Source organism: Pedobacter jeongneungensis, assembly GCF_000633455.1.
In the GTDB taxonomy this organism is placed as follows: Bacteria; Bacteroidota; Bacteroidia; order Sphingobacteriales; family Sphingobacteriaceae; genus Pedobacter; species Pedobacter jeongneungensis_A.
Genome location: NZ_AYMG01000003.1, coordinates 13,092 through 37,159 on the forward strand (window position 1 = coordinate 13,092; position 24,068 = coordinate 37,159).

The window sequence follows — 24,068 nt, forward strand, 5'->3', positions numbered from 1 at the left end:
AGGGCAGATAATAAGGATTAGTTTTTAACCATTGTAGCTTTTTTAGCGGCTACATCTAAAGTAATGGTATAAGTTCCGGGAACGGTTACGGCAATGTTATCGCCTCCATTGGTTAAAGCAGTTATGCTACCGCCGAGATTAACTGTCCAATCGTGTTTGAACCTGAATTTCAATGCACCAGCTGTTAAGGTTGTTTTAACGGAGTAATTATTTGATTTTCCATCATTTACCACTTTCATGTCGGTATCATTGTTCCAGCCACCCAAAGTTGCGTCTCCAATAATCGACCATTCGTTTGGTGTTGAAAAAACTATGGTTTTGGCATTTAAATCAACAGTTACCTGTTTCACTATGGCATCTGGTGATTTTAAATTATCGCCGGCGCTACTGCTGATTTTACCTGCACCTGCATCGCCATAAGCAACATCCCATTTTTTGGCAGGTGTGATTTTAAATTCCAGGTTTCCGGCAGTATAAGCAATCATTCCGGTATAAATACCATTGCTTGATAGCGAAATTAAACTGTCAGCAGTGGTAGGATCCCAGCCCTGGTAAGCTCCGGGAGCGTAAATCCATGCTGAAGCTAAATAAGGTGTAGCGGTTAAAGTGATTACGTTTGAGTAAGTTAAATCGTTTACAGCAGCACCTGATTTCAACCTTACTTCGATCTGTGACGCTGTTCCTACTTTACCTCCTAAAGCCAAAATCATGTTGTTGATTTCGGTTACAGTTGGTGCATAAGTTTTTGTAGTAACCACCACCTCTTTTGGAGCGGCAAAGTTAGTACCCTTTAAAGCGAACTGTAAGGTGGAGTTTACCGGCACCACGTAACCTGATGAAGTAGCCAGTGGATAGCTTAATGTTAATGCGGCCTGCGCACCGTTTGCCTGTACTAAACTTAATGTAGTTGTAGAAGCGGTAAGCGTGCCTGCTGCCCCAATAGTTGAAACCGTTTGGGTTTCGTCTTTTTTACACGACCAAAGCGATAGTGCTACAAAGCAAAGGGCCAAGGTTTTGAAAAATATTGATTTCATATCTTATTAAAATATTAAGATTAATAACCTGTGTTTTGAACCAGATTCGGATTGGCAATTAAATCTGCCGCTGGGATCGGATAAATGTTACGGTAAGCTGGAATAGATGTTCCGGCTTTAACCCCACCTTTAAATGGCCATAAGTAAGTACCACCGGTAAACTTGCCATAACGTACCAAATCGGTACGGCGGTGACCTTCCCAGTATAATTCGCGCGCACGCTCATCCAAATAAAAATCGACGGTTAATGCGGCTGGAGTCAGATTACCTGACGCATTGCCATAAGCACGTTGACGTAAGGCATTAACATATTCGAGTGCTTTCCCTGCATCACCACCTGAACCACCACGGGCAACAGCTTCTCCGTAAATCAAATACTGTTCGGCCAAGCGGAAAATGGCAAAATCCAAAGAGCTGAATGTTCCGTTTAATGATGGCGGTATGGTACTTGTACCAATGATATTTTTAAATTTTGTAACACGCAATCCATCGGTAAACACACCAACTTCATCAACTGTATTTTTTGCACCGAAGAAGGTACCGCGCTTATCTAAAGTTCCGTTTGCATCTGGAAATAGTGCAGGCAAGTTCTGACGGGTTCTGTTACCGCCCCAACCACCGTTTGGCACACCATAAGAGGCTGTACCCATATCAGCATTAATACCTGCATTGATCAGGAATGTGGTACCGCCATAATTAGTACCTGTTACCCCATCGTAGTTAATGGTTAAGATGTTTTCGGTATTGTTAATGTTGTTATCCGCTTTAAAAAGATCCATATAATTGGATTTTAAAGTGTAACCTGCATTAATTACTTTGCTTGAATAAGTAATGGCTTCTGTATATTTTGCTGTACCGGTATATACCTGTGCATTTAAATATAACCTGGCCAATAAAGCCCAATCAGCACCTTTGTCTGCACGGCCATATTCGTTGCTACGTGCATTCGCTAAATCACCCTCAATTGCTTTTAGTTCTGATTCGATATAAGTAAAAAGAGCTGCTCTCTGAATTTGTTTTGGGGCTACTTTGCCGATTTCATCATTTTCGGTAACAAAAGGCGGATTACCAAAGGCATCTAAAAGTACCCAATATTGATAAGCACGTAGAAAACGGGCTTCTGCACGGTATTTGGTAATATCTGCAGCGTCGGTACCTGTAATGTTACGTGAGGCCAATTTTTCGGGTGTACTTTCGCGAAGAAATTCGTTACAAACCGTAATCTGTAAAATACTTCTAGAATACAATCCGCGTAAAAACTGGTTATCTACACTTGGCGTGCTGTAATCTAATTCCGGAATACCGGTATCTCCCCAGGCGCAAATCGCCTCATCGGTTACCAACTCTTGTGAAGTCCAGAATAAACGAAGAAAATCTGCAAAACCAGAGTTTAGTCCACCAATATCACTATTATCCGATCCGGTAGAGCTGGTTAATGCATAAGCCGCATATAATTTAGCCAGGCCTTGTTTATAACCTGCCGGAGTAGCATAAACGGTTGCCGCAGTAACATCGTTGGTGGGCAATACGTTTAGATCTCCTTTTTTGCATGAATTTAATGACAACAATAAAATACCTGATGCCAATATTATTTTAAATGAGTTTTTCATTTTTTGTCTCCTTATTAAAAACCAACATTAAAACCTAAAGTATACGTGCGTGGGCGCGGATACAGGTTATAATCAATACCACCGCTCAACTCAGGATCTATACCATTGTACTTCGTTACGGTAAAAACATTTTGGCAGTTTGCCGATATCCTTAACGAGGCTGTTCCGGTTTTAGATAATTTGCCGGCATTGTAAGAAATACCTGCATTGTCCATTTTCAGGAATGAAGCGTTTTTAATATAATAATCGCTTAAGAACTGGTTGTTCTGGAAATTGGTTGCCAGAAAATCTGTAGATGCGTTGTTGATTACACCTGCCGGACTTAAGATATTCGCCCTTACACCAAAGTTAGAAGAAACGTTATCATATATGTAATTGCCAAAGTTTGCCCTAAGTGACGTGGTAAAACTCCATTTTTTATAAGAAAAAGAAGTATTGAAACCCAGGGTTATGTTCGGATCTGGTGATTTGTAAAAATACTGATCGCTGGTATTGATTACGCCGTCTTTATTTAAATCTTCATAAACACCTTCTAAAGGTTTTCCATCTGCGTTATATACTTGTTTGTACACGAAAAAAGATCCGGGTATCTGGTTAACTGCATTGTATTTTAAGGTAACACCGGTACCACCTGTAATATCGCCTGCACCAACTTTCGAAGCCGGATCAGGATTTAGGGTTAAATTGGTTACTTTTCTTTTGTTGTACGCAATGTTTACACCAAAATCCCAGCTGGTGTTTTCGGTTTTGATTGCCGAAAAGTTTAAACTTCCTTCAACACCCTTAACATCCATATTACCCACATTTGTAGTTAACTCGTTGTTAAAGTTGGTACCTACCGGAATATTGATTTTGCTTAATAAATCAGATGTTTTTTTGTAATACACATCAATACTTCCATATAAACGGCCTTTCATAAAACCATAATCCAAACCTGCATTATAGGTGGTAGTGGTTTCCCATTTCAAGTCAGGATCGTAAGCTGCCGGGGTATAATAGTTGTAAAAAGTATTACCAATCTGGTATTGACCGGTATTGCTGTTGGCGTAATATTTAGATAAGTAATCGTAATAACCGATACCATCTTTATTACCTGTTTGACCGTAACTTAAACGAAGTTTTAAATCAGAAACCGATGAGCTGTTTTTCAAGAAATTCTCGTTCGAAATTCTCCAGGTAAAAGCAGCCGAAGGGAAATAACCCCAACGGTTTTTCTCTGCAAATTTAGAAGAAGCATCAGCCCTTAACGTTCCGGATAAAATATATTTATCGGCCAAAGTATAAATAAACCTTCCGTAGTAAGAAAGCAATTTATCACGATCAGTAGAGAAAGGGAAAACAGGAGTTACCAACGCTTCGCCGGTTCCTTTGTAAGAAGTAAAGTTGAAACCAGTTTTTGAGTTATCGTAATATCCGTAACCTGCAGTTACATCAAAACGGCTTTTAATACTTTCTACCGTGTGTGCATAGTTTAAATAAAACTCAGAAAGTTTGTTGGTTTCGGTGTTTAAAGAATTGGTGTACGAGCCTGATGTTGCAATGCTTTGCGCAGCAAAAACAGGTATCCTAACATCGCCATAACCTTTAGACAGATCGTAACCTAAATTTAAATTGGCGTGCAATTCTGGTAAAAAGTGGAAAGAGTAATCGAAACGTGCATTACCAAAACTTCTTTCGGCATTACCATTGTTATCGTTCAACCTGATTAAACCTACCGGGTTGCGCGGTGCATTCGGGTTTACCGTACCATCGCTTCTTAACCATTCGAAATAGTTGCCAAAGCTGTTATTTGCATTTACTGATTGTGTTGGATCGAACTGAATGGCAGCGCCCACACCACCTGCATTTGCAAAATGCGACTGGGTTAAAGCACCTTTTAAGTTTAAGTCGATTTTTAAATGATCCTGAAATAATTTTGGCGAAATGCTGATTGCACCGGTACCACGCGAAAAATGATCGGTAATTAAAAGACCTTGCTGATCTAAATAACCAGCAGAAACACGGTAAGGAACCCCTTTAAATGAGCCTGCTATACTTAAACTGTTATCGGTAGAAAATGCATTCTGATAAATTTCATCCTGCCAATCGGTATTCGAACTGCCCAGTAACGAAGTAAATTTTTTACCATCGTCATAAGTTGCATTTGGGTTCGCATTTACAAAATCGCGGATCTGACCTGATGACAGGATATCAACCTTTTTGGCTACTGTAGCAATAGAATTGTTGGTGCTAAAATTAAACACCGGAGCGCCTGATGCACCTTTTTTGGTGGTAATTAAAATTACCCCGTTTGATGCTCTCGATCCATAAATGGCTGTTGCATTTGCATCCTTTAAAACAGTAAAGGTTTCAATATCGTTCGGGTTAACCAATGATAACGGGCTTGGCGCATTACCAATAGAGTTACCACTGAATGGCACTCCATCAATTACGATAAGCGGATCGTTACTGGCATTAAGTGAAGCACCTCCACGGATACGGATGGTACTCCCTACCCCTGGCTGACCGCTATTTGAAATAATGTTTACGCCAGCTACCTTACCCTGGATCAATTGTTCAGGCGTAGTAATGGTACCCTTTTGAAAATCTTTCGAATTTACGGTTGTGATAGAACCGGTTAGGTTTTTCTTTTCTGCAGTACCATAACCAATCACCACAACTTCGTTTAGTTTTTGGGCGTCGGGCACCAATTGAAAACTTACAGTAGCATTTGCCGAAACGCTAACTGTTTTATCAAGGGTTTGATAACCGATAAAACTTGCCGATAGGGTAACCGAACCGTTCGATAAACCTGCAAGTTTAAAAACACCATTGCCATCTGTCGATGTACTTCTTGTTGTACCTTTTACAATTACAGAAGCACCGGGCAGTGGCAGGCCGGTTTCGTCAAGCACTTTACCAGACACTGATCCGGTTTGTGCTTTTACCATTAATGCTGAAAAAACCAACAGCACCAAAAGCCCCTGTTTTAACAGGTAAAATACTCTCATATTTGAAGCTCGTTTAAGTATAAAAATTTGGTTAAATATTATAGTGATTTACACATAGGCCTAATTTACAGCTGTTAATGAGATTTCAAAATTTATTTAAAAAATATATTTCGGGCAAAAAACGATATGTTAAAAACAGCAAAAAACCCAGCTTTTAGGCCAGTCTAAAAAATCATATTAAATAATTGTTAATTATATAATTAATTAATTATCAAATATTTACAAATGTTAAATTTCAGTTTAAAGTGTAATTTTTACACTAAGCTATTTTTAAGGTCTTTTTCGGGAACGTTCCCGAAAAAATTAGATCAAAATTCAGTCATCTTTCGGGAACGTTCCCGAAAATCAGTCAAAATTCTGCGTATTTTACACTAAGTGAAGATTTTTTTTGAAAATTTCAAGCTTCAAAAGCAGCTATTTTTTAGCGCTTATTTTACCCTTTTGAAGTCGAATTCCGCTTGATCATTTGCGACTCCAAAACCACTTCATTTGGGCGGTTTTTATCAACATTATCATCCAGGATGGTGAACAGTAATTTGGCCGCCTGCTCCCCTATTTCGATAGCGGGCTGGGTAATGGTGGTGAGTGAGGGATTCAACAATGGAGCAATTTCAAGACTGGAGAAACTGATCACCTTTAAATCTTTAGGGATGTTGATGTTGAGATCGTAACAGGCATAATAAGTAGCAAAAGCCAAACGCTCTACTGAGGTAAAAATACCATCGGGTTTTAATTGTGTTAAAGCCTCTTTAATAATGATGCTGTTTTCTTCGTAACTGTTGCTGCAATCCACAATCAGGTTTTCTTCAAAAGGTACCTGATGTTTGGCAAGTGCATCGATATAGCCCTGCATACGCGTTTTACCGATGGATAAACTTTTGTTTACCACCAGATAAGCGATCCTTTTGCAGCCATGTTCTATTAAATGTTCAGTGGCCAGAAAACTGCTGTTATAATCGTTCGTAATTACCCTTGGTGTTTCAATGTCCTCGTAAATCCTGTCGAAAAATACCAGCGGCAACCTTTTTGCCCCAAATTTATTCAGGTAATTGTGATCGTTGGCCTCACCTGAAACCGACATGATAATTCCATCTGCCCTACCGTTATGCAAGTGGCGGATAAAAGTTACCTCTTTCTGATAATCGTCGTCGGTTACATAAATGAGGATATGGTAACCATTCTCCCTCGCCACACGTTCGATACCGTGAATGGCTTGCGAAAAATAATTGTTGGCCAGCTCAGGAACAATAACAGCAATGGTTTTGCTTTTCTGCTCCCTTAAGTTACTGGCGTAGTGGTTAGGCTGGTAGTTTAATTCTTTAGCCTTGGTGAGTATAAGTGCCTTAGTAGCGTCACTAATGTCGCTATTATCCCTAAATGCTCTTGAAATTGTAGAAGTAGATAGATTTAAAGCTTCTGCTAACTTCTTAATATTGATACTATCCATTTTTGGCTATTAAACCCAATTCAATTTGAATTAACGCTGTAAATATAAAATATTAATGTACGAATATCTGATATGCTAAATAAATTATCACTTAATTCACCACTACGGGAATAAAACACTAAACTTTGCCGGTTGACATTAGTCAATATTTGGCATAAAATTCTTTAAATAAATATTCGTTTTTTTTAAAACAAAAAGCATCTTTACGGCATTATTCATTATACGCTATCAATTATCTTCTCATTTACCTGTTGCGAAACAAACTATATGGAAATAAAATTACAAAATGGGAAATAAGAAAATACTCATTGCAGACGACGACGAGGGCATTGTTGATGCTGTAACGATGATTTTGGAAGTAATGGGTTACGATGTTGAATATACCTATGATGGCGGAGCAGTAATTGATGCGGTTAAAAACAGGCCTGATTTGATTCTCCTTGATATCTGGATGAGCGGTCATGACGGAAGAGATATCTGCAAACAGCTAAAAAACGATCCTGAATTTATGGAAATTCCTATTTTAATGATTTCTGCAAGCAGGGATATCAGGCAATCGGCGCTTGATGCTGGCGCAAATGATTTTATGGAAAAACCATTTGAGATGGATTCGTTACTGAACAAGGTAGATATACTGTTGAATTAAAGTTTTAACACATAGCTTGCTAAGATCTTAACACTAAAATATATTCATCGTTATTTTTTGACCAACTAAGCCACCTTAGAACATCTGAGTTTGATTAATCGTATAGGCACATCTTTTAAGCATAATTTAACGCAATGTGCTGGCTTGCTTTAAAATACCCCAGGTCCTACCGAAGAACGCCGTCAATCCCAAGTGGCAGATAAATCAAAAAAACAGCTGCAGGTTAGCACAAACGGCACCACCAAACCTGAAACGCAGTGGTTTTGTGAAAATACCCCTCTAATTTTCACTTAGCAGAATCGAGCAAAACAAAGTGCCACTGTTTTTTTGATGAGCACAGGGCGGTGAGAAGCCACATTGCTGGATTGACAAAGCCCTTTGGGTACTTTGGCGCTCCAAAGTACCATGCCCCCGCGGCATTGAGCGGTAAAAGAAGTTTATATTAATAGTGTCCAAACGATAGTCTCATGCTGGAAGCTATCCGTTGGGAATAATGCATCGAAGGAATAAAACTCCAAAATCGTTATGCCTTAACGATCATCCTTGCGCAATCTCCTTAAAGTAAATCTTTTCAGGCAGCTGTTTAAAAACAAATTCGGTTACGTTACATAACCAAAGTTTATGATTTTTAAATTCGCCCCTAAAACTCTCTAACATATAATCGCCCCCACCGCCAAGGTTTTCCTCGCGTGCGTAAACCAGGTTTAAAATCTCAGCATTTTGTATTTGCTCGTCGGCCATCAGCAATTTACATTCGCTTTCATCTGCTGAAATCCAGTTTAATAAGTCGTCTGCGCCTTCTACCATCTGTAAGTCTTCGATAGCACCACCCCATTCGGGTATATCGGCATACCATTCGTGTTTTGCATTTTTATAAAAGCGGATTGCTCTTTCCATATTTTGTAAAGAAAAAAAATCTATTTCAATAATACTAAAAAAAATAGCGAAATTTAGCTATTCCTATGTCTGACGAAACCCCAATAGTTTTAAGAAAGATTATCCACATTGATATGGATGCTTTTTATGCGTCGGTAGAACAACGCGATTTCCCCGAATACAGGGGAAAACCATTGGTGGTTGGAGGTAAACCTGATAGTCGTGGAGTGGTATCAACGGCAAGTTATGAAGCGCGGCAATATGGGATCCGTTCGGCCATGCCCTCCAGCAAAGCCTATCAGCTCTGCCCATCTGCCATTTTTGTCTACCCACGTTTCGATGCCTACACGACCGCTTCTAAAGCCATCAGGGAAATTTTTAGCCGTTATACCGATCTGATTGAGCCTTTATCTTTAGATGAGGCATTTCTTGATGTTACCGAAGATAAACTCGGTATAGGATCGGCCATTGATATTGCGCAATCGATTAAAGACGCGATTAAAAATGAGCTGAATTTAACGGCATCGGCGGGGGTTTCAACCAATAAATTTGTGGCCAAGGTAGCCTCGGATATGAACAAACCTGATGGTTTAACATTTATTGGTCCGTCGAAAATCGAGGCTTTTATGGAAAAACTCCCGGTAGAGAAGTTTTTTGGCGTGGGTAAAGTTACAGCAGCTAAAATGAAGGCCATGCAGGTTAATACCGGTGCTGATCTGAAAAAATTAACGGAAGAACAGTTGGTTGCTCAGTTCGGTAAATCGGGTAGATTTTACTATAAAATCGTACGTGGGATTGATGACCGGCCTGTGAGGGCTAACCGCGAAGCTAAATCGGTAGGTGCGGAAGATACGTTTGCTGAGGATACCAATGAAGATTCGGTAATGCACGATCTGCTGAAACAGATCAGCGAAATTGTATCGAAACGATTGGAAAAACATCAGTTAAGCGGTAAAACGGTGACGTTAAAAATAAAATTTTCGGATTTTAAGATCATTACCCGCAGCAGGTCTTTTGCTATACCGATTAACAAAGCTGAGGTGATATATGCGGAAGCGATAAAACTTTTGGAGGAAGCGGATATTGGTGTAAGCCAGATAAGGCTTCTGGGAATTACATTATCAAGGTTTTACGATGATGTTGAAATTGAAAAAACAGAGAATAACCAGTTGGAATTTGAGTTTTAGGTTTGAATGATACGTGGAGACACGTACCATGGCCAAATAAACATCGTCATTTCGATCCGATAGCTATCGAATGGAGCGTACCGATCCTTCATCGGAAGCGGAACGTAGAAATCTGTTAGGTTTATTTAAACCAGCCTTACAGATTTCTCCACTGCGGTCGAAAGGACGATTTATCTCAATCAATAACTAACGTAGTTTTTTAACCATATAAGGCATTTAAGAAACATATAAGTCATGTATCGCAGAACGAGAAAAGTTCGTCATTTCGACTGAAGCGCAGCGAAATGGAGAAATCTGTTAAGTTTATTTAAAATTTAAACCAGTCTTACAGATAAGATGAATAAAAAAACACCCCGTCCTGCGGACACCCCTCTGAAAGAGGGGAATGGAAGGAACGATGGGAATGAAAAAGGTCCTGCAAATTAATGCAGAACCTTCGATTGCTAATTTAAGGGATGGTGAGGTCTTATTTACTGTTTAATTTATCGGCAAGCATTTTCATATAAAAACCGCCTACAACGCTACGGGCCTTAAAGTTATCGCGGATGCCGGTATTTGAATCATAGAAATCGTTCAAAGGCACTCTTGATTCTGTTTCGATAGCATGTTTATAAACCGGATGCACCAAAGCCTCGAATTCTGTTTGGGTTGGTGCAAAAGTTGCCGTCCACAAAATCCAGTCGTTTTTGGTATAAGCCTTTCTACTGTCTAATGGAATACCGTATCTGTTTTGTTTGGTGAGGTAATATTTAGTTTCAGTGTCGTAGATTTTTTGAGGGAAAAGGTTTAAGTTTAAAACTTTATCCCAAACCAGGTTATATTTCTGGCTCCAGGTATCTTTATTATCGAAGGTTAAGGCATAATGATCGCCCGCATCAGCCATTTCTATCCATTTAGGCACCATGCCTTCGGCAATATCCCTGTATTTTTTAGCCACATCATCATAACCCAATGTTTTTGCCATTTGAGCATAACAGGCAATACCTACAATTGCTTTTACCGATAAGTTGGCATTACGGGCCAGGTGACCGGCAAAATCATCGGTACATAACTGTGTTTTTGGATCTAAACCTTCTTTGGTTAAATAATCAACCCAGGTGGTTAAGGTTTTCCAATGTGCTTTGGCGTAATCGGCATTTCCTTGTGCTTTGGCAATGGCAGCAGTTAAAATGATCATGTTGCCCGATTCTTCAACCGGCATTGGTTCGCCGTAGGTTTGTCCGTTGGCCAATGGGTAAGTCCCTAAATCGTGTGCTGCCCATGGGTGGGGATATTTCCCGCTTTCGCTGAAATAGAAAATACCATTTAACATACCTTGTAGCAACTGTGGATTATAAATGAGGTATAATGGAGCCGATGGATAAGTTACATCAACCGTGTTGATAAAGCCACCACTGTTATTTTCTTTTGATAACCACAAAATTTCACCTTGCTGGCTTTTAACCAAAGTGTGTGCTGCAATACTCTGACGATAACCTAAAACACATAAATCAGCGTACTCTTTACCGCCTGATTTTAATGCATCAGCATATAAGGTTTTATTAAAAGCTTCGCATTTCTGAATCACTGTTTTATATTCATCGGCCGCAGCAGTTAATTGCCCTTCAATGGTTTCTTTACCAGAAGTGTTCCACCATGGCCTTAAATTTTTGTTAAAATATTGAACCGAATAAATTTCATCATAACCCAGCTCAACATATTTTTCAACCGCAGCTTTTCCTACCGCACCAAATGGAATAATGGTGTTAAGTGCCAGCATTTTGCCCTGTTTAGCGGTTGAAGCGGAGTTGCCTTTTCTAAAGGCTTCAGCTGCATCTTTTTCTGCAGTTACAAACTGAATGGCATTGCTGGTTTTTGGAGCCGCTACATAAAAATAACCCCAATCAATACGCATATCGTCGCTTGCCTTTTGCAGGATGGGCTGCTCTACCGTTCCCGTTTTTAATATAGATAATTTTGGCGTAGCATATTTAGTTGCGGTAACCTCTTGCGTAGGACGGTAAACTGCAATGTTAGATGAAGCACTTAAATACACTCTTACCTGGTGTGTTTTACCATCATTGGCTTTTACCTGATAAGAAACATAAGAAACCGGACGTGCAAACAAACCTAAATCATTCATCAATAAAGGTGAGGTAAAGGTCAGTTTCAAGTCGATTTTGCCACAGGTAAAGTTGTAAATGGTTTGCGTGGCATTAATATCAACACTTTTTTGCTTTGCCAGCTGTACCTTTTCTGCATTGTCTTTTAGCCTGTCTACCAGGCCAAAATCAAGGAAACGGCCACCTGCGGTATTAATCAGGTGGATTGCAATTACATTGGACCCCGCTTTTAAAGCACTTTTATCGCTATTGCTTAAAGCAATATATTGGAAATTGTTTGTCCAGCCTTCTTTGGTGTAGATCTTTTTACCGTTTAAATACACCTCGATATTATCGTCGTGGTTTATTTTTAAGAACAACTCATTTATTGAGGCCGGATTAGCTACATTAAAGGTTCTCCTCACCCAGATATCATGCGATTTCCAGAGTGTTTTTACGTTTTTGGCATCATCGCCAATTGGTGCGGCACCTGTTTGCCAGTTGCCTGCATTGTAATTTGGAGACTTCCAATCGCCCTGCGGTTCGGTTTCTGTATATTTAACTTCGTAGCCTTTTTCATCAGAAGCAGGTACAACTGTTTTGTAGGTTATGGTTTCTTTACCTAAAAAGCGATAAATACCGCCATCAACATTGATTAAGCCTAAAAGAGAATTATCGGCACCGGTCCAGTGCTGGGTAGAAGATTCGTTTAATTTATCAGTAGCAGACCAGATACTGAAATAGGTATTGTGCGTAATTAAGGGATAAGCGGGTGCCTTTCGCTCCTGTGCTTTTAGCAAGCCCCCGACTAACATGCAGCCGAGTATGCCGAAGAATTTTAAAGTGTTGGTTTTGTTCATAATTTGTGTGTGTATTGAAGTATGATCGTATATTCTGGTTAGATTAACGCTGGTTAAACGTTTTACTAAAGTATAAAATATAATTTACTTTTGGCAAGACAATTCAATTTTTAATTGTCCAAATGACATTTAAATTCGGGAACTAAAAAAATACATGAAGTTTTTAAGCCTCATGTATTTTTCAAATGTGTGGAGCGTATTAGTTAAGGTTGTTTTTTGTTGATTGTCCACTCGCCCAGTTGAAACACGCGGCTTCCCCTGTTCGATTTAATGTAAAGACGATAGAATTTATAAGCGATGTAATTATCAAAGTGGAAAAGCTTGGTCTGTTTTCTACTCGCACCTTCATTGGTATTTTCCCACGGACAACTGGTTACAGTATGCAGATCGGTATATTGAATGCCATCTAAAGATCCCTGTAAAATCCAGTACCTTGGATCGCGGTCTGCGGCATCGTTGCCCGACGTTAAGGTATAAGCACCTACCACCTGTGGCGTATTCAGTTCGAAAGTACATTTTTGGGTACCATCAAAACCAGCCTGTAAAAATTTGGTATTGATATCCTGATCGACAAGTTTTTTAGAACCTTCGTTAGAATCGGGTCCGGCACCAGCCTCGAGGTTTACTGAAAATTTTCCTCCAACGGTTACCATGTAGTTTTCGCCATATTTGGTAGGATCGAAATTAGGATCGACAATTTTTAGGTTGATCTCTTTTGTTGCCGAATAACCCTGTCCGTTTCTGATCGTTAAAATTACGCGATATGTACCCGGAAACCTGTAAACGTGTTTTGGCGAAATTTCTACTGAGGTACTATCATCTCCAAACTGCCACAATAATGATTTGTAATTTGTGGGAGTGGCCGTAAACTGAACCTCCTGGTATTTTACCGGATTTGGAATGGTATAATCAAATGTAACCAATGGCTTTGGTTCATCCACCTGTGGAATAACCTCATCGTTTCCGCTTTTTTTACATTTTACCGTTAACACAACGATAAGCAGTAAAAGCGAGCAGATGCTCAAAAACTTTTTCATATTACTTTTCATATCTATTAATGTTTAAGGAGTTGGAAATAATTGTGAGGTCTCTATAGGACGCTTACCCACTATACCTGCCGATGGCACTTCGTATTCTAACTTAGCTTCCTGGCCACCCACATTCTCGCGGTGATGTACTTCTATTCTATATTTAATTCCTCTTTCTAAATGGATAGTTGCCTTTCTTCCCGGCTGGCTCCAACTTGTGGTATAATCATCAATAATTGCTTTTCCGTTGATAAACAATCTTGATCCGTCATCCCAGGTAGTTTGATAAAAAATATAATCACCTCTAACCGGAGCCAGGAATTCTCCGCTCCACCTGCTTGCGAAATTATCAAGACTTACTCCTGCATTTCTTGGCCAGTCATCTCCGGCAAAATTAATACTCGCATCTACCCTTGTTGTTGTCGGGGCTCTTCCATCATCAGGAGCTAATTGTGTATTGGTGTAGTATTTAGCGATTAAACCCGTTCCGTTCCCAAAAATTGGCGAGTTATTATCTAAGTTCACATTTGGATCGATTATTACAATCACTTTTCCTTTTGTAGGATGGATTACATGATTGGTATTTTCGGCAAGACTTAATGCAAAGGCGAACTTTTTATTGGCTACGATATTTGCATCGAAAACCGGCCAAGGTATAGTTAGCCTCACTGTGGCACTGCTTGCCCCTGTATTAAACCTGATTAATGTATCGAGTGAAAAATCTTTTGCAGCCAAATGAATGGCATCCGCAGGGAGCGTACCTCTCGAAACTAAGGTAGCAATGGTATCTACATTATCCCTCACTTTTACATTAAAGGCTGTAGAAGGAGCATTTTCTAAACTGATAATAAGTGGAAAGGTAACACCTGCGGGCCCCACAATATAATTACCCTGATAAGCGATGTTATAAGTACCGCCGCCTTGCAGCGTAAGAAAATGGACGTCAGAAGTTTTAAGTAATTCGGATGTATTGATTACCACCAAAATGGTAGATTTTCCATTAGCAATTTTATTTCCTTTACCTGGCGAAGAGAGTTTTAAAGCAAAAGCCACTTTTTTACCGAGATAACGCTCTAAAGTGGCCCTACGCACAATGGCAATACCTTCGGCATTATCTGTTCCGTAAGCTACGTTAATCACCGTTGGATATTCTACTGCAGATGAAGGCATTAATACGGTATTGGTTAAACCTCCGTTATTGATTAACTGGGTAACGGTATCGTTATTTAAGGTTAAACCCACCTGGAAAGCCTCTTCGGCCATGCCTGAAAGGGAAATTTTAAAGGGTACCCTCACAAATTGATTATCGATGGTTACATTACCCACTACAATACCCTCGCCAGTAATGCTCCTGGTTGCAGCATCGGGCAGTTTTAAATCCTCTACTTGCGATTGTTTACAAGAATAGGCACCAATTATAATGGTTAAACCCATTACCATTGAATATATAATTTTTTTCATTTTCGATATTTTTAAATGATCCGAAACTTTTGTTATTGATCTAACCAAACCCTGCCATCAAGTGCCCAGGTTTGTTTGTTTGCTATTTTTAACCAGTTGATTACCTGTGCGGGTATATCAGAAGTTTGAGGAACCAATGCAGCAAGTGTGCTTGCAGATGGCGGACAGATTAAATCATTAAAATTTTCCCATGCATAAGGTCCGAGCAATTTAAAATCGCGTGCCTGAGAAGAAAGATCAACCATTTTATCACTGTTTCCATCTGTAGCAGGCCAGTAACCCACCAGAAAATTATAAGAAGGGTGACTTTGATCGATAGAAGTTTCGCATGCATATTGCCCGATTACTCCATCTGGAACCGAAAGTTTAAAGAACCTGATATCGGTTACATAATAATCCGGTTCTCCATGTCCATCACCATTTAAGAAGCCCAGTTTTAATGCATTTGAATTGGCCAAAGAGCCAGAATTGGTAATTTCTAATTCATTATTAAAAACACCGTTGGTATAGGTACGGATGAACCTTTGATTACCACGCTGCTCTAATTTCACCGATAGATTTTCCCATCTGCCCTGAACCAGATCGGCGCCTCTGCACTGGCGGTAATCGCCATCTTTTGTACCTCTCCATTCGAAATACCAGTACTTATCTTCCAGGTAAATTACCCAGCCAACACTTGGGTGACCGCTAGACCATTCGTTCCGTTTACCTAAAATGCTGGGGTAAAAAAGTTTCTCCTGATTCTTTTTAACCTTCAGTTCGATGGTCATTTTGGTGGTATCATCAATGTTATAAACAGTAGCATCTTCGCCGGCAATTTCTGCCCTTACCTCTTTTCCAGTCATTTTAACTGTTTTACCTAAATAACGGTTACCTGTAAAGGGCTTAACCAAAATTCTTTTGCTATAGGTAGAACTATAATAGATCACAAATGCATTATTAGCAGGCTTGCTAAAAATAGTCTGATCATCAGCATTTGGCGGAAGGGTAAATGCACCACCATCGCTAGAGGCGATTACAACCAGCCAATCTTCGTTGATGTAGTTTGTGCGTTTCTTTAAAGCAGTCATGATCTCGCCTACACCACTATCAAATTTTTCAATTGCCGATTTATAAGCCGGAAATGAATTATCATAACCCGAAGCAATACCTGCTTTATCTACATCGGTAAAATGGCCCACAATAACCGATGCGGTATCGGTATTTAACTGATTGATAACTGCCGCCTTAACCTCGTCATCATTGGTTACCAGGCTACTGATATCGGCACCGGTGGTTAATGATTTAAATACTGCAGATGAAGTATATGCTGCAATTTTAGTCTGCGGTTTTACCTCTTTAATCCTTTTAAAAATAATTGGATAGTTCTGCAGGTTATTATTGGTTAAATTATCATCGTTTACCAGGTGTTTGCCTTTTTTTACTCCGGTAAGCATATTGGCCCAATTGCTGGCATTCTGCGTAACTTCGGGTTCGTTTAATGCTACCCAACTGTAAATAGAGGTTGGAAGTAAAGCCGTAATATTAGGGATACTAGCCGTTGACACCGACTGGCCCCTGGCACCATCAACAATGAGGTACAAAACCTTGCGGCTACCATACCGTACTTTAGTGGTATCGGTACCATCTTTTGGAGTAAGTGTTCTATCGAAATCTTTGTTACAGGAAAATATGGCCGTTGTAATTATTGTGGCCATCAGACCTATCAATAATTTATATTTTTTCATCATGCTCATCATAATTTATCTTGGTTAGGCGTCTTATTCAATGGTTACTCTCATAATGTTATAAAATGGCTGGTTATCGAAGCGGCTAAAGCCACCGATTAGCAGCAATGCTTTTTTACCATCTGCTGATTTTGTTTCAATTACATCAGATAAACTTCCCTGAAAAGGGCCTGTTGCATTATAACCTGGGGCCAATAAACCTGCTGGTGTAAGTACCATAAAGCCATTTCTGGTTACATTGTTATATTTCCTGAAATAACCACTCACTACAATCAGCCCGTTAGAGAGCTGCTTGGCAAACTCCGGATAACCACCTTCAAATAATTTGGCGCTGAACGATTCGTCAAGGCTTCCATCTTCATTTATCAGCGCTATTCCATTGGCAGGCTTGCCATTGTATTTGGTAAAACTTCCGGTAATCAGATATTTTCTGGTGGTGGCATTATAGGTTAAGTTACCAATACCATTATCTGCCCCAGTGCCCGGATTAAAGGAAGGATCTACTGCTCCGCTGGCTGTTAAACGTAATATACGTACCGCTGGCTGATCATCAAATGTATTGAAATTACCAAACACCATCAGTTTTTCTAAATTGGGAGCATCGGTATGCATATAGGTGCCAATTGGCCCATTTGCACTTACATTCCCCTTGTTTGTTGAAGTATTAAAACGGTAAGTTTTATCCAATGAACCATCTAAATTAAACCTTAAAATCTGGCGGATTTCGGTACTGTCTACAATAACAGTATCTCTGGTAAAATCGTAGTTATCTTTATTATAGGTACGTTTAACATAATACCTAAAATCACCTGCAGCCAATATTTTCCCCTGATGTGGATATATACGGCTGATATAACCGTTTGTACCGCCATTAAATTTCGGGAACCATTTTTGAGTTACGGTATCGGTAATTGTTGGCTTTCTTTTAGTCTGGATTTTAACGGTATCAATGGCACCATTAGTGAACAATGTAGTAATGTTACTGATATTTTCTGTACGTTGGTTGTAACCACTAAAACCACCAGCAATAACAAAACGTCCGCCTACTTCAATGATTCTTGATAAAGACCCGTTTGCTCCTTTTCCGGTTCTAAATGTACGGTCGTAGTCACCATCCAATGAGGTTCTGGCAATTCTGTTGATCGGTGTAATAAACCCTTTATTATCGTAATTGCTAAAACTGCCGATTACAATGGCCCTTCCGTCAGCCATTTCATAAAACTGGCTTACATAACTATTTGCACCTGATGTTGCTTTCCAGGTAATATCATTTTTAATAATACCGGTTACAGTAAACTGTGGCCCCAGAATTAACTGGTCGCCAATGGCAATAGAGGTAATACCTGTACTACCGGCATCTGGTACCTTAACCGTAATCTCGGTGGCGGTTACACTTACCACCTGAGCCTTTTCGCCATTAAACATAAAGGTAAGCTGATCTTTATAAGGCATCAAACCCGTTGCTTTTACGGTAACGGTTGTACCTACAATACCCTCTGCGGGTGTTGGCGTTGCTGTTTGACTGATTGTTATGCCAAGTGGTTCTTTTCCACTTCCGTAAGGTTCGGCACCTAGTTCTTCTCCCTTTTTACAGCTCTGGATGGTGAAGCTAATTAGGAAAAATACGGTTAGAATATATTTGATTCTTTTCATGATTTAATTCTTTTCTAATAAAACCTATTTACTTCCACCTGGCAGTAACCCACTAATAAATATATCGTTCCAAAACTCTGACTGACTAAAACCAAGATATGCGCCGGTATAACTTAAGCTATGCACAACCCCGTTAGTTGGTTTTATATCTGACGATGCAATTGGCACCGTTATCCAGCTATCATTTGGCTTTGATATATCCGGAATATAAGAAAACATTAACTGCCTGTAGCCTATGTACTTAACTCCATTAGCATCGCTAAAGTTCACCCCAATATTAGCTACACTGTTATTGTAATCATAGTACAGTGCGCCCGGGTAAATGCTGCGCAGACCAAGATCGATCTGTGGATAATCTTTTAAGCGGTTTACGCCTTTAAACATGTAGCGCTGCAGGTATTTTTTCCATATTGCAGGCGGAATCTGATCTAAGGTTTTAACGGTGTCTTTACCGGCATAAAACAAATAGGTATTTAAGCCTCCTGTTTTAAGCGTTCCTATGGTCCTTCTTACCACATCATCATCAAAAGCAAAGAAGGTAAAATCTTCTGAACTGAACTGTTTCTCCATACCAGCCAGTTTTACAATCTGTGCTACGGTATCGAAAGGAACTTTTTTGGCTTGCAGGTACTGCAGCATATTACCCTGATAATCAGGATTTGCTCTACCTCCGTCTATATAATATTCGTCACGTTTACAGGCATTAAGCAAGAGTAAAAGTGCTGCACATATCATTATTAGCTTTTTCATATCTTCTAAATCTTTCTTATAAATTAATTACCTCCGTTAACCCAATACTCGTTCAATACCATATATGGATTGTTATTCAACGCGTTCGAACTGATTGGCCAGGTCCATGCGCCACGGTTAAATTTATCAGCTGTTAGTACATTGTAAGACCACTGGCTGCTTAAAATCCTTTTGGTGCGAACCAGGTCGAAATAGTGATGCCCCTCGCCGATTAATTCTCTAGATCGTTCGTAAAAGATAAAATCTTTCAGGTTTCCGTTGCTTGGGGTATATGGAGATGCACCTGCACGGCCCCTAACCATATTTAACAATTTAACGGCATCACCATCCTGATCGGAATTCGCCATTGCTTCTGCGGCCAAAAGGATTTCGCCACCGTATCTGAAGATCATAAAAGTATTATCAGGGTTGGCATCTTCCTCACCGGTAGAAAATGAGTTTTGTGCAAATTTTAACATCATAAATTTTCCATTATCGGCAAAAATATCTTCGTTAAACCAGGTGGTAATTCTTCTGTCACTGCCATCCTGAAAAATTTTCTGCATATACTCTCCCCTGTAGTAAGCAAAACTTACACGGTGGGTATATTCAGGTCTTTTATACGGATAATGCAAAAACATATCGGCTACAGGTGCAAGATTTGTATTGGCATCACCGTAATTGATACTGCGGTAAAATTCGAACAAACTCTCGTCCGACCGTCCTTTTATCACTGTTGCCCATTCGCTGATCGGCAATAACCTGTATGCATTGCTTGCAATTAATTCGCGGCCCAGGTCGGCGGTTTCCTCATAATATTTTTTAGCATTGTTGGGATCAAAACCCGCATTCCACATATTCATTTCCATCATCAGGGCAACAATACTACCCCTGCTTGCCCTTACGCCTTTTAGGGCAGGATCAGTATAGGTCCATGCAATAGAATTTTTGTAGGTTTTAAGGTCGGCAATACATTTATTTAACACAGAGACAAAGTTTTCTCTCGGTAAAGCTGCAGAGTGGAAGGGATCGGTATAATACACCACATTTCCGTACAGGCGTACCATAATAAAATAACTCAATGACCGTATAAAAGCCGCTTCAGCCTTGAACGAATTTTTTTCGGCTTCGGATACGCCGGGGATACCTTCATCAAGTTTAGCGATAAGAATGTTGGCCCCCTGAATGGCCTGATAATAACCTGTCCAATCGGTTATTCTATAAAAATTATAATTGATGTCATTAACCCAGGGCACTCCGCCGCTAAGTAATGTTAATAAATTGTTTTTGCCTAAAACCTCTACAAATGAGCGCGCTGGTGCATGGTCTGACTGGCTCTCATAAAGTACTTCGCCCGAGCGGTATTCGCCGGTTGCACCAATATAATGGGTTTCGTTGTACTTGTTAAAAACAATTCTTGATAAATTGTAAATATTGGCCACCACATCATCTTTAGACTGGAAGAAGTTATTTCCTGTTAATTTATCTAAAGGCTGTACATCCAGGAACTTTTTACATGCAGGCAAGCAAAAAGTTGCGGCTATAATGATCGTATAAATGATAACTTTTTTCATGATAGTATTGATTAGTTGCCTGTATTAAGTTCTAAGTTTAAACCAATGTTATAGGTACGTGGAACTGGATATCCTGTTGAAATATCGCGGCCTAAAGAGGTTACGTTTTCAGGATTTGGTCCACTGTATTTAGAGAAGGTAATCAGGTTGTTGGTAGAGGCATAAATCCTTAATTGATTAAGCCCAAACCTGCTGATCAATTTCTTATTAAACATGTACGAAACGGTTACGTTACTCACTTTAAAATAACTTCCGCTTTCCTGCCAGAGTGTTTGATCGGCACGTAAAGGCTGAATCTGATCAAAACGTTTATAATCATAAGGATAAGGGTATTTTGCAACATCGCCAGGTGATCTCCAGATATCAAGGTCGTTTAAAGGAACAACTGATTTTTGTGAGAAAGGATCACGCATAATGCCAATCCTATCGGCTAAAGCATTGTTCAAAATCGTTCTGTCGGCGGTATAGGTTGCATAAATATTTAATCCCCAGTTTTTGTATCTGATGTTGGTAGATACACCACCCGTAACCAAAGGCTGCGAGTTTCCGGTAACTTCATAATCCCTGCCATCTAAAATATAATCGCCGTTAACATCTTTCATGATCGGATCTCCGCCAAGGAAAAACTGACCGTTTGATTGGTATCTTTTTCCGGTAACCGGATCTACAGGCACATCGGCATCAGTTTTATAAACGCCCTGATTGATTCTTAAATAATTTGATAAGGTGTTTCTACCTACACGGAAAACATTGTGTTGTAAATAATTCGACTCATCGAACTTAATGTACTGACCATTATACTCGGCCGGTAATTTTAGCAATACGTCGCGGTTTAACGCTCCGTTTACCGACACCGATATGTCTAAATCCTTACTCACCACCGGCCTAACCGTAAGCATTAACTCGGTACCGTAGTTGGCAATACCCAAATCGTTACTGGCCAATTTATTAAAGCCTGTAGTATTGGATAAGAACCTATCGAAAAGCAGGTTATCAACCTTTTTGAAATAAGTATCGAAGTTTACAGAAATCCTGTCGTTAAAGAAACCTAAATCAAAACCAAGGTTATATTGAGTGGTTGTTGTCGGTTTTAAGTTTGGATTTGGTACAAGATCAAAATCGATACCAATAGTAGGGTTGTTGTTAAAATTGCCGTTAAGGTTATAAATACCATAAATACTCTGCAAGTTTCCTGTTGGTACAATGTTCTGCCCCCATGTTAACCTTAAACTACCATAGGATAACCATTTTTTATCAGCCAGCCAGTTTTCTTTGTTAAAGTTCCATCTTAAACCTACTGATGGGTTTTTAGAATATGGATTTTCTAAACCACTGGATGATGTTCCATCTAAACGGTAAGAGAACTCGGCAACATATTTTTTATCATAATCGTAAGATAATGAACCAGCAAACGATGCAATGGTTGCATTTCTATAATTGCTTAATACACCACCACCTCTTGAGTTATAGTCGTCATAACCAATTGGTCCTTGTAACTGATCGTTCGGGATCCTTTCCTGACGGGTAATGCCTGCCTGTGCACCTTGTTTATAAATCTCATTAAAGGTGTTAATGAAAAGGTTATGTTTTTCGCCAAAAGTTTTTGCATAAGTAATACCATTACGGTTGTATAACTGGTAGTTCCTGCCTACATAATCGTAAAGCTTGGCATACTGACCATTTGCTGCAGCTGGCGTAAAAGTAGATTCGGTATCTGAGGTATAATCGTAACTTAAGGTAGATGATAATGCCAAACCCGGGATAAATTCGTAACGTGCTTCTACGTTGGTTCTTAAATTCCTTGAGTTATTATCATTTAACGTTTGCAAAGCCGACAATACACCGCCTGTTGCCTGATAAAACGATGGAGGAGGCAATAAAGTAGAGGCTTGCCCGTTTTCTGCAACTCCCGACTGAAGTAAACCCACACCATTACCTTTGTTCTGTTTACCTACCGAACCATTGATGAAACCAAAAAACCTAAATTTATCATTTGGTTTAAACTCCATGTTCATGTTCAGGTTGTAACGGTCGTAGCCCGTATTTTTAATTACCCCTTTTTCGGTATAGTAACCTAAGTTTGCCTTATAATTAAATTTAGGATCGCCACCATCAAGCGCCAGGTTATGGCTCTGGTTATAGGTAGTCTGGAAAAACACATTCTGCCAATCGGTAGAATTGTTCCAGTAAGCGTTTAAACTATCAGACAAAAAAGCCGTGTTCGAAATCCTTCTGATATCGTCAACATTTGAGGCATTTAAGATAATCTGCTGGATTTTTAATGATCTTTCAGAATTTCCGCCCAAAGTTTCACGCAGTTTAGGTGGTGCATTAACGAAAGCATTGGTAACGTACTTAATTCTTGGCACTTTAGAGTTACCTCTTTTGGTGGTGATGATGATTACACCATAAGCACCTCTTGAACCGTACATGGAGGTAGCCTGCGCATCTTTAAGGATTTGAATATTTTCGATATCTTCCTGAGGGATCAAAGAAAGCGGACTAACACCTGGTCCCTGTGATTGAAAACCAAATTCGGCAGCTTTATCTGCATCCAATGGTACACCATCAATAATGTATAAAGGCGATGTTGGCTGTAAAAATGATTCGTTACCACTGCCCGATATGCTTAAGCTCGATAAACCACGCACCTGTACCGATCCCCTGAAACCTGGAGCACCGGTATTGTTCTGAATATTTAAACCCGGAACTTTACCTTGCAAAAGCTGCTCAACATTTGATACCGGAATATCCTGAACATCTTTCGCCTGGATTAAAACCGACGATCCTGTTGTGGTTTCTTTGCTCCTTTTTTGGTAGGCCACAATAATTACCTCATCTAAAGCCTTACGGTCTTCGCTAATGGTAACCGTGATGTTGGTAGCACCGGTAATTTTTGTTCTCTGTGTATTAAAACCCAGGAATTTAAACAACAGGTTTCCACCAATGGGTACATTCACCGTAAACTGCCCTTTACCATTGGTTTGGGTAAGGCCTTTATTGGTTTCTTCGAGAATTACGGAAACACCCGGAACCCCTTGTTTTGTTTCTTTATCTACAACCGTACCATTCACAATGATGTATTTTTCCTGCGAATAAGCACTCGTGCCGCAAATCATGCACACAATAAGTAGTGCATAAAAAAGTATATTTCTTTTCATAATA

The 24,068-nt window shown here is 39.6% G+C and carries 15 protein-coding genes; 2 read left to right on the plus strand and 13 right to left on the minus strand.

Annotated elements, in window-relative coordinates:
- Positions 1 to 17: 17 nt before the first annotated feature.
- The 4 genes from U859_RS0103055 to U859_RS0103075 form a co-directional block, all read right to left on the minus strand.
- The gene (locus U859_RS0103055; protein WP_025141969.1) at positions 18 to 1,034 is read right to left on the minus strand and encodes a SusE domain-containing protein; all 1,017 of its coding nucleotides are present in this window, start codon (positions 1,032 to 1,034) and stop codon (positions 18 to 20) included.
- A 20-nt stretch (positions 1,035 to 1,054) separates the two neighbouring features.
- Positions 1,055 to 2,644 carry a RagB/SusD family nutrient uptake outer membrane protein gene (locus U859_RS0103060; RefSeq protein ID WP_025141970.1) on the minus strand — a complete coding sequence of 530 codons (1,590 nt, stop codon included), beginning with the start codon at positions 2,642 to 2,644 and terminating at the stop codon, positions 1,055 to 1,057.
- Between the two features lie 14 nt (positions 2,645 to 2,658).
- Entirely contained in the window at positions 2,659 to 5,634 is a 2,976-nt protein-coding gene (locus tag U859_RS0103065; protein ID WP_025141971.1) for a SusC/RagA family TonB-linked outer membrane protein, read from the minus strand.
- A 433-nt stretch (positions 5,635 to 6,067) separates the two neighbouring features.
- Positions 6,068 to 7,081 (minus strand): LacI family DNA-binding transcriptional regulator, encoded by a 1,014-nt coding sequence (locus U859_RS0103075; RefSeq protein ID WP_025141972.1) that lies wholly within the window; start codon positions 7,079 to 7,081, stop codon positions 6,068 to 6,070.
- 286 nt (positions 7,082 to 7,367) lie between these two features.
- On the opposite strand from U859_RS0103075, the gene U859_RS0103080 reads away from it, so the two are divergent.
- Positions 7,368 to 7,727 (plus strand): PleD family two-component system response regulator, encoded by a 360-nt coding sequence (locus U859_RS0103080; RefSeq protein WP_025141973.1) that lies wholly within the window; start codon positions 7,368 to 7,370, stop codon positions 7,725 to 7,727.
- A gap of 537 nt (positions 7,728 to 8,264) precedes the next feature.
- On the opposite strand, the gene U859_RS0103085 is transcribed toward U859_RS0103080, so the two are convergent.
- Positions 8,265 to 8,624 carry a DUF6717 family protein gene (locus U859_RS0103085; protein ID WP_025141974.1) on the minus strand — a complete coding sequence of 120 codons (360 nt, stop codon included), beginning with the start codon at positions 8,622 to 8,624 and terminating at the stop codon, positions 8,265 to 8,267.
- A 65-nt stretch (positions 8,625 to 8,689) separates the two neighbouring features.
- On the opposite strand from U859_RS0103085, the gene dinB reads away from it, so the two are divergent.
- Positions 8,690 to 9,790 (plus strand): DNA polymerase IV, encoded by a 1,101-nt coding sequence (gene dinB, locus U859_RS0103090; protein ID WP_025141975.1) that lies wholly within the window; start codon positions 8,690 to 8,692, stop codon positions 9,788 to 9,790.
- 466 nt (positions 9,791 to 10,256) lie between these two features.
- Here dinB and U859_RS0103100 read toward each other — a convergent pair whose 3' ends face one another.
- From U859_RS0103100 to U859_RS0103135, 8 genes are all read right to left on the minus strand, one after another.
- The gene (locus U859_RS0103100; RefSeq protein WP_025141976.1) at positions 10,257 to 12,731 is read right to left on the minus strand and encodes a glutaminase family protein; all 2,475 of its coding nucleotides are present in this window, start codon (positions 12,729 to 12,731) and stop codon (positions 10,257 to 10,259) included.
- A gap of 203 nt (positions 12,732 to 12,934) precedes the next feature.
- Entirely contained in the window at positions 12,935 to 13,780 is an 846-nt protein-coding gene (locus U859_RS30880) for a PKD domain-containing protein (RefSeq protein ID WP_025141977.1), read from the minus strand.
- 12 nt (positions 13,781 to 13,792) lie between these two features.
- Positions 13,793 to 15,220, minus strand: coding sequence for a PA14 domain-containing protein (locus U859_RS0103110; protein WP_025141978.1), 1,428 nt, complete (start codon positions 15,218 to 15,220; stop codon positions 13,793 to 13,795).
- Between the two features lie 32 nt (positions 15,221 to 15,252).
- Positions 15,253 to 16,950, minus strand: a complete 1,698-nt coding sequence (locus U859_RS0103115) for a DUF4983 domain-containing protein (protein ID WP_162799845.1) — start codon at positions 16,948 to 16,950, stop codon at positions 15,253 to 15,255.
- 30 nt (positions 16,951 to 16,980) lie between these two features.
- The gene (locus U859_RS0103120) at positions 16,981 to 18,600 is read right to left on the minus strand and encodes a DUF5008 domain-containing protein (RefSeq protein WP_025141980.1); all 1,620 of its coding nucleotides are present in this window, start codon (positions 18,598 to 18,600) and stop codon (positions 16,981 to 16,983) included.
- Between the two features lie 24 nt (positions 18,601 to 18,624).
- Positions 18,625 to 19,350, minus strand: a complete 726-nt coding sequence (locus tag U859_RS0103125) for a hypothetical protein (protein ID WP_025141981.1) — start codon at positions 19,348 to 19,350, stop codon at positions 18,625 to 18,627.
- Between the two features lie 23 nt (positions 19,351 to 19,373).
- A complete protein-coding gene (locus U859_RS0103130; RefSeq protein ID WP_025141982.1) occupies positions 19,374 to 20,903 on the minus strand; it encodes a RagB/SusD family nutrient uptake outer membrane protein in 1,530 nt (509 codons plus the stop codon).
- A gap of 11 nt (positions 20,904 to 20,914) precedes the next feature.
- The gene (locus U859_RS0103135) at positions 20,915 to 24,064 is read right to left on the minus strand and encodes a SusC/RagA family TonB-linked outer membrane protein (RefSeq protein WP_029985409.1); all 3,150 of its coding nucleotides are present in this window, start codon (positions 24,062 to 24,064) and stop codon (positions 20,915 to 20,917) included.
- Between the last annotated feature and the right edge of the window lie 4 nt (positions 24,065 to 24,068).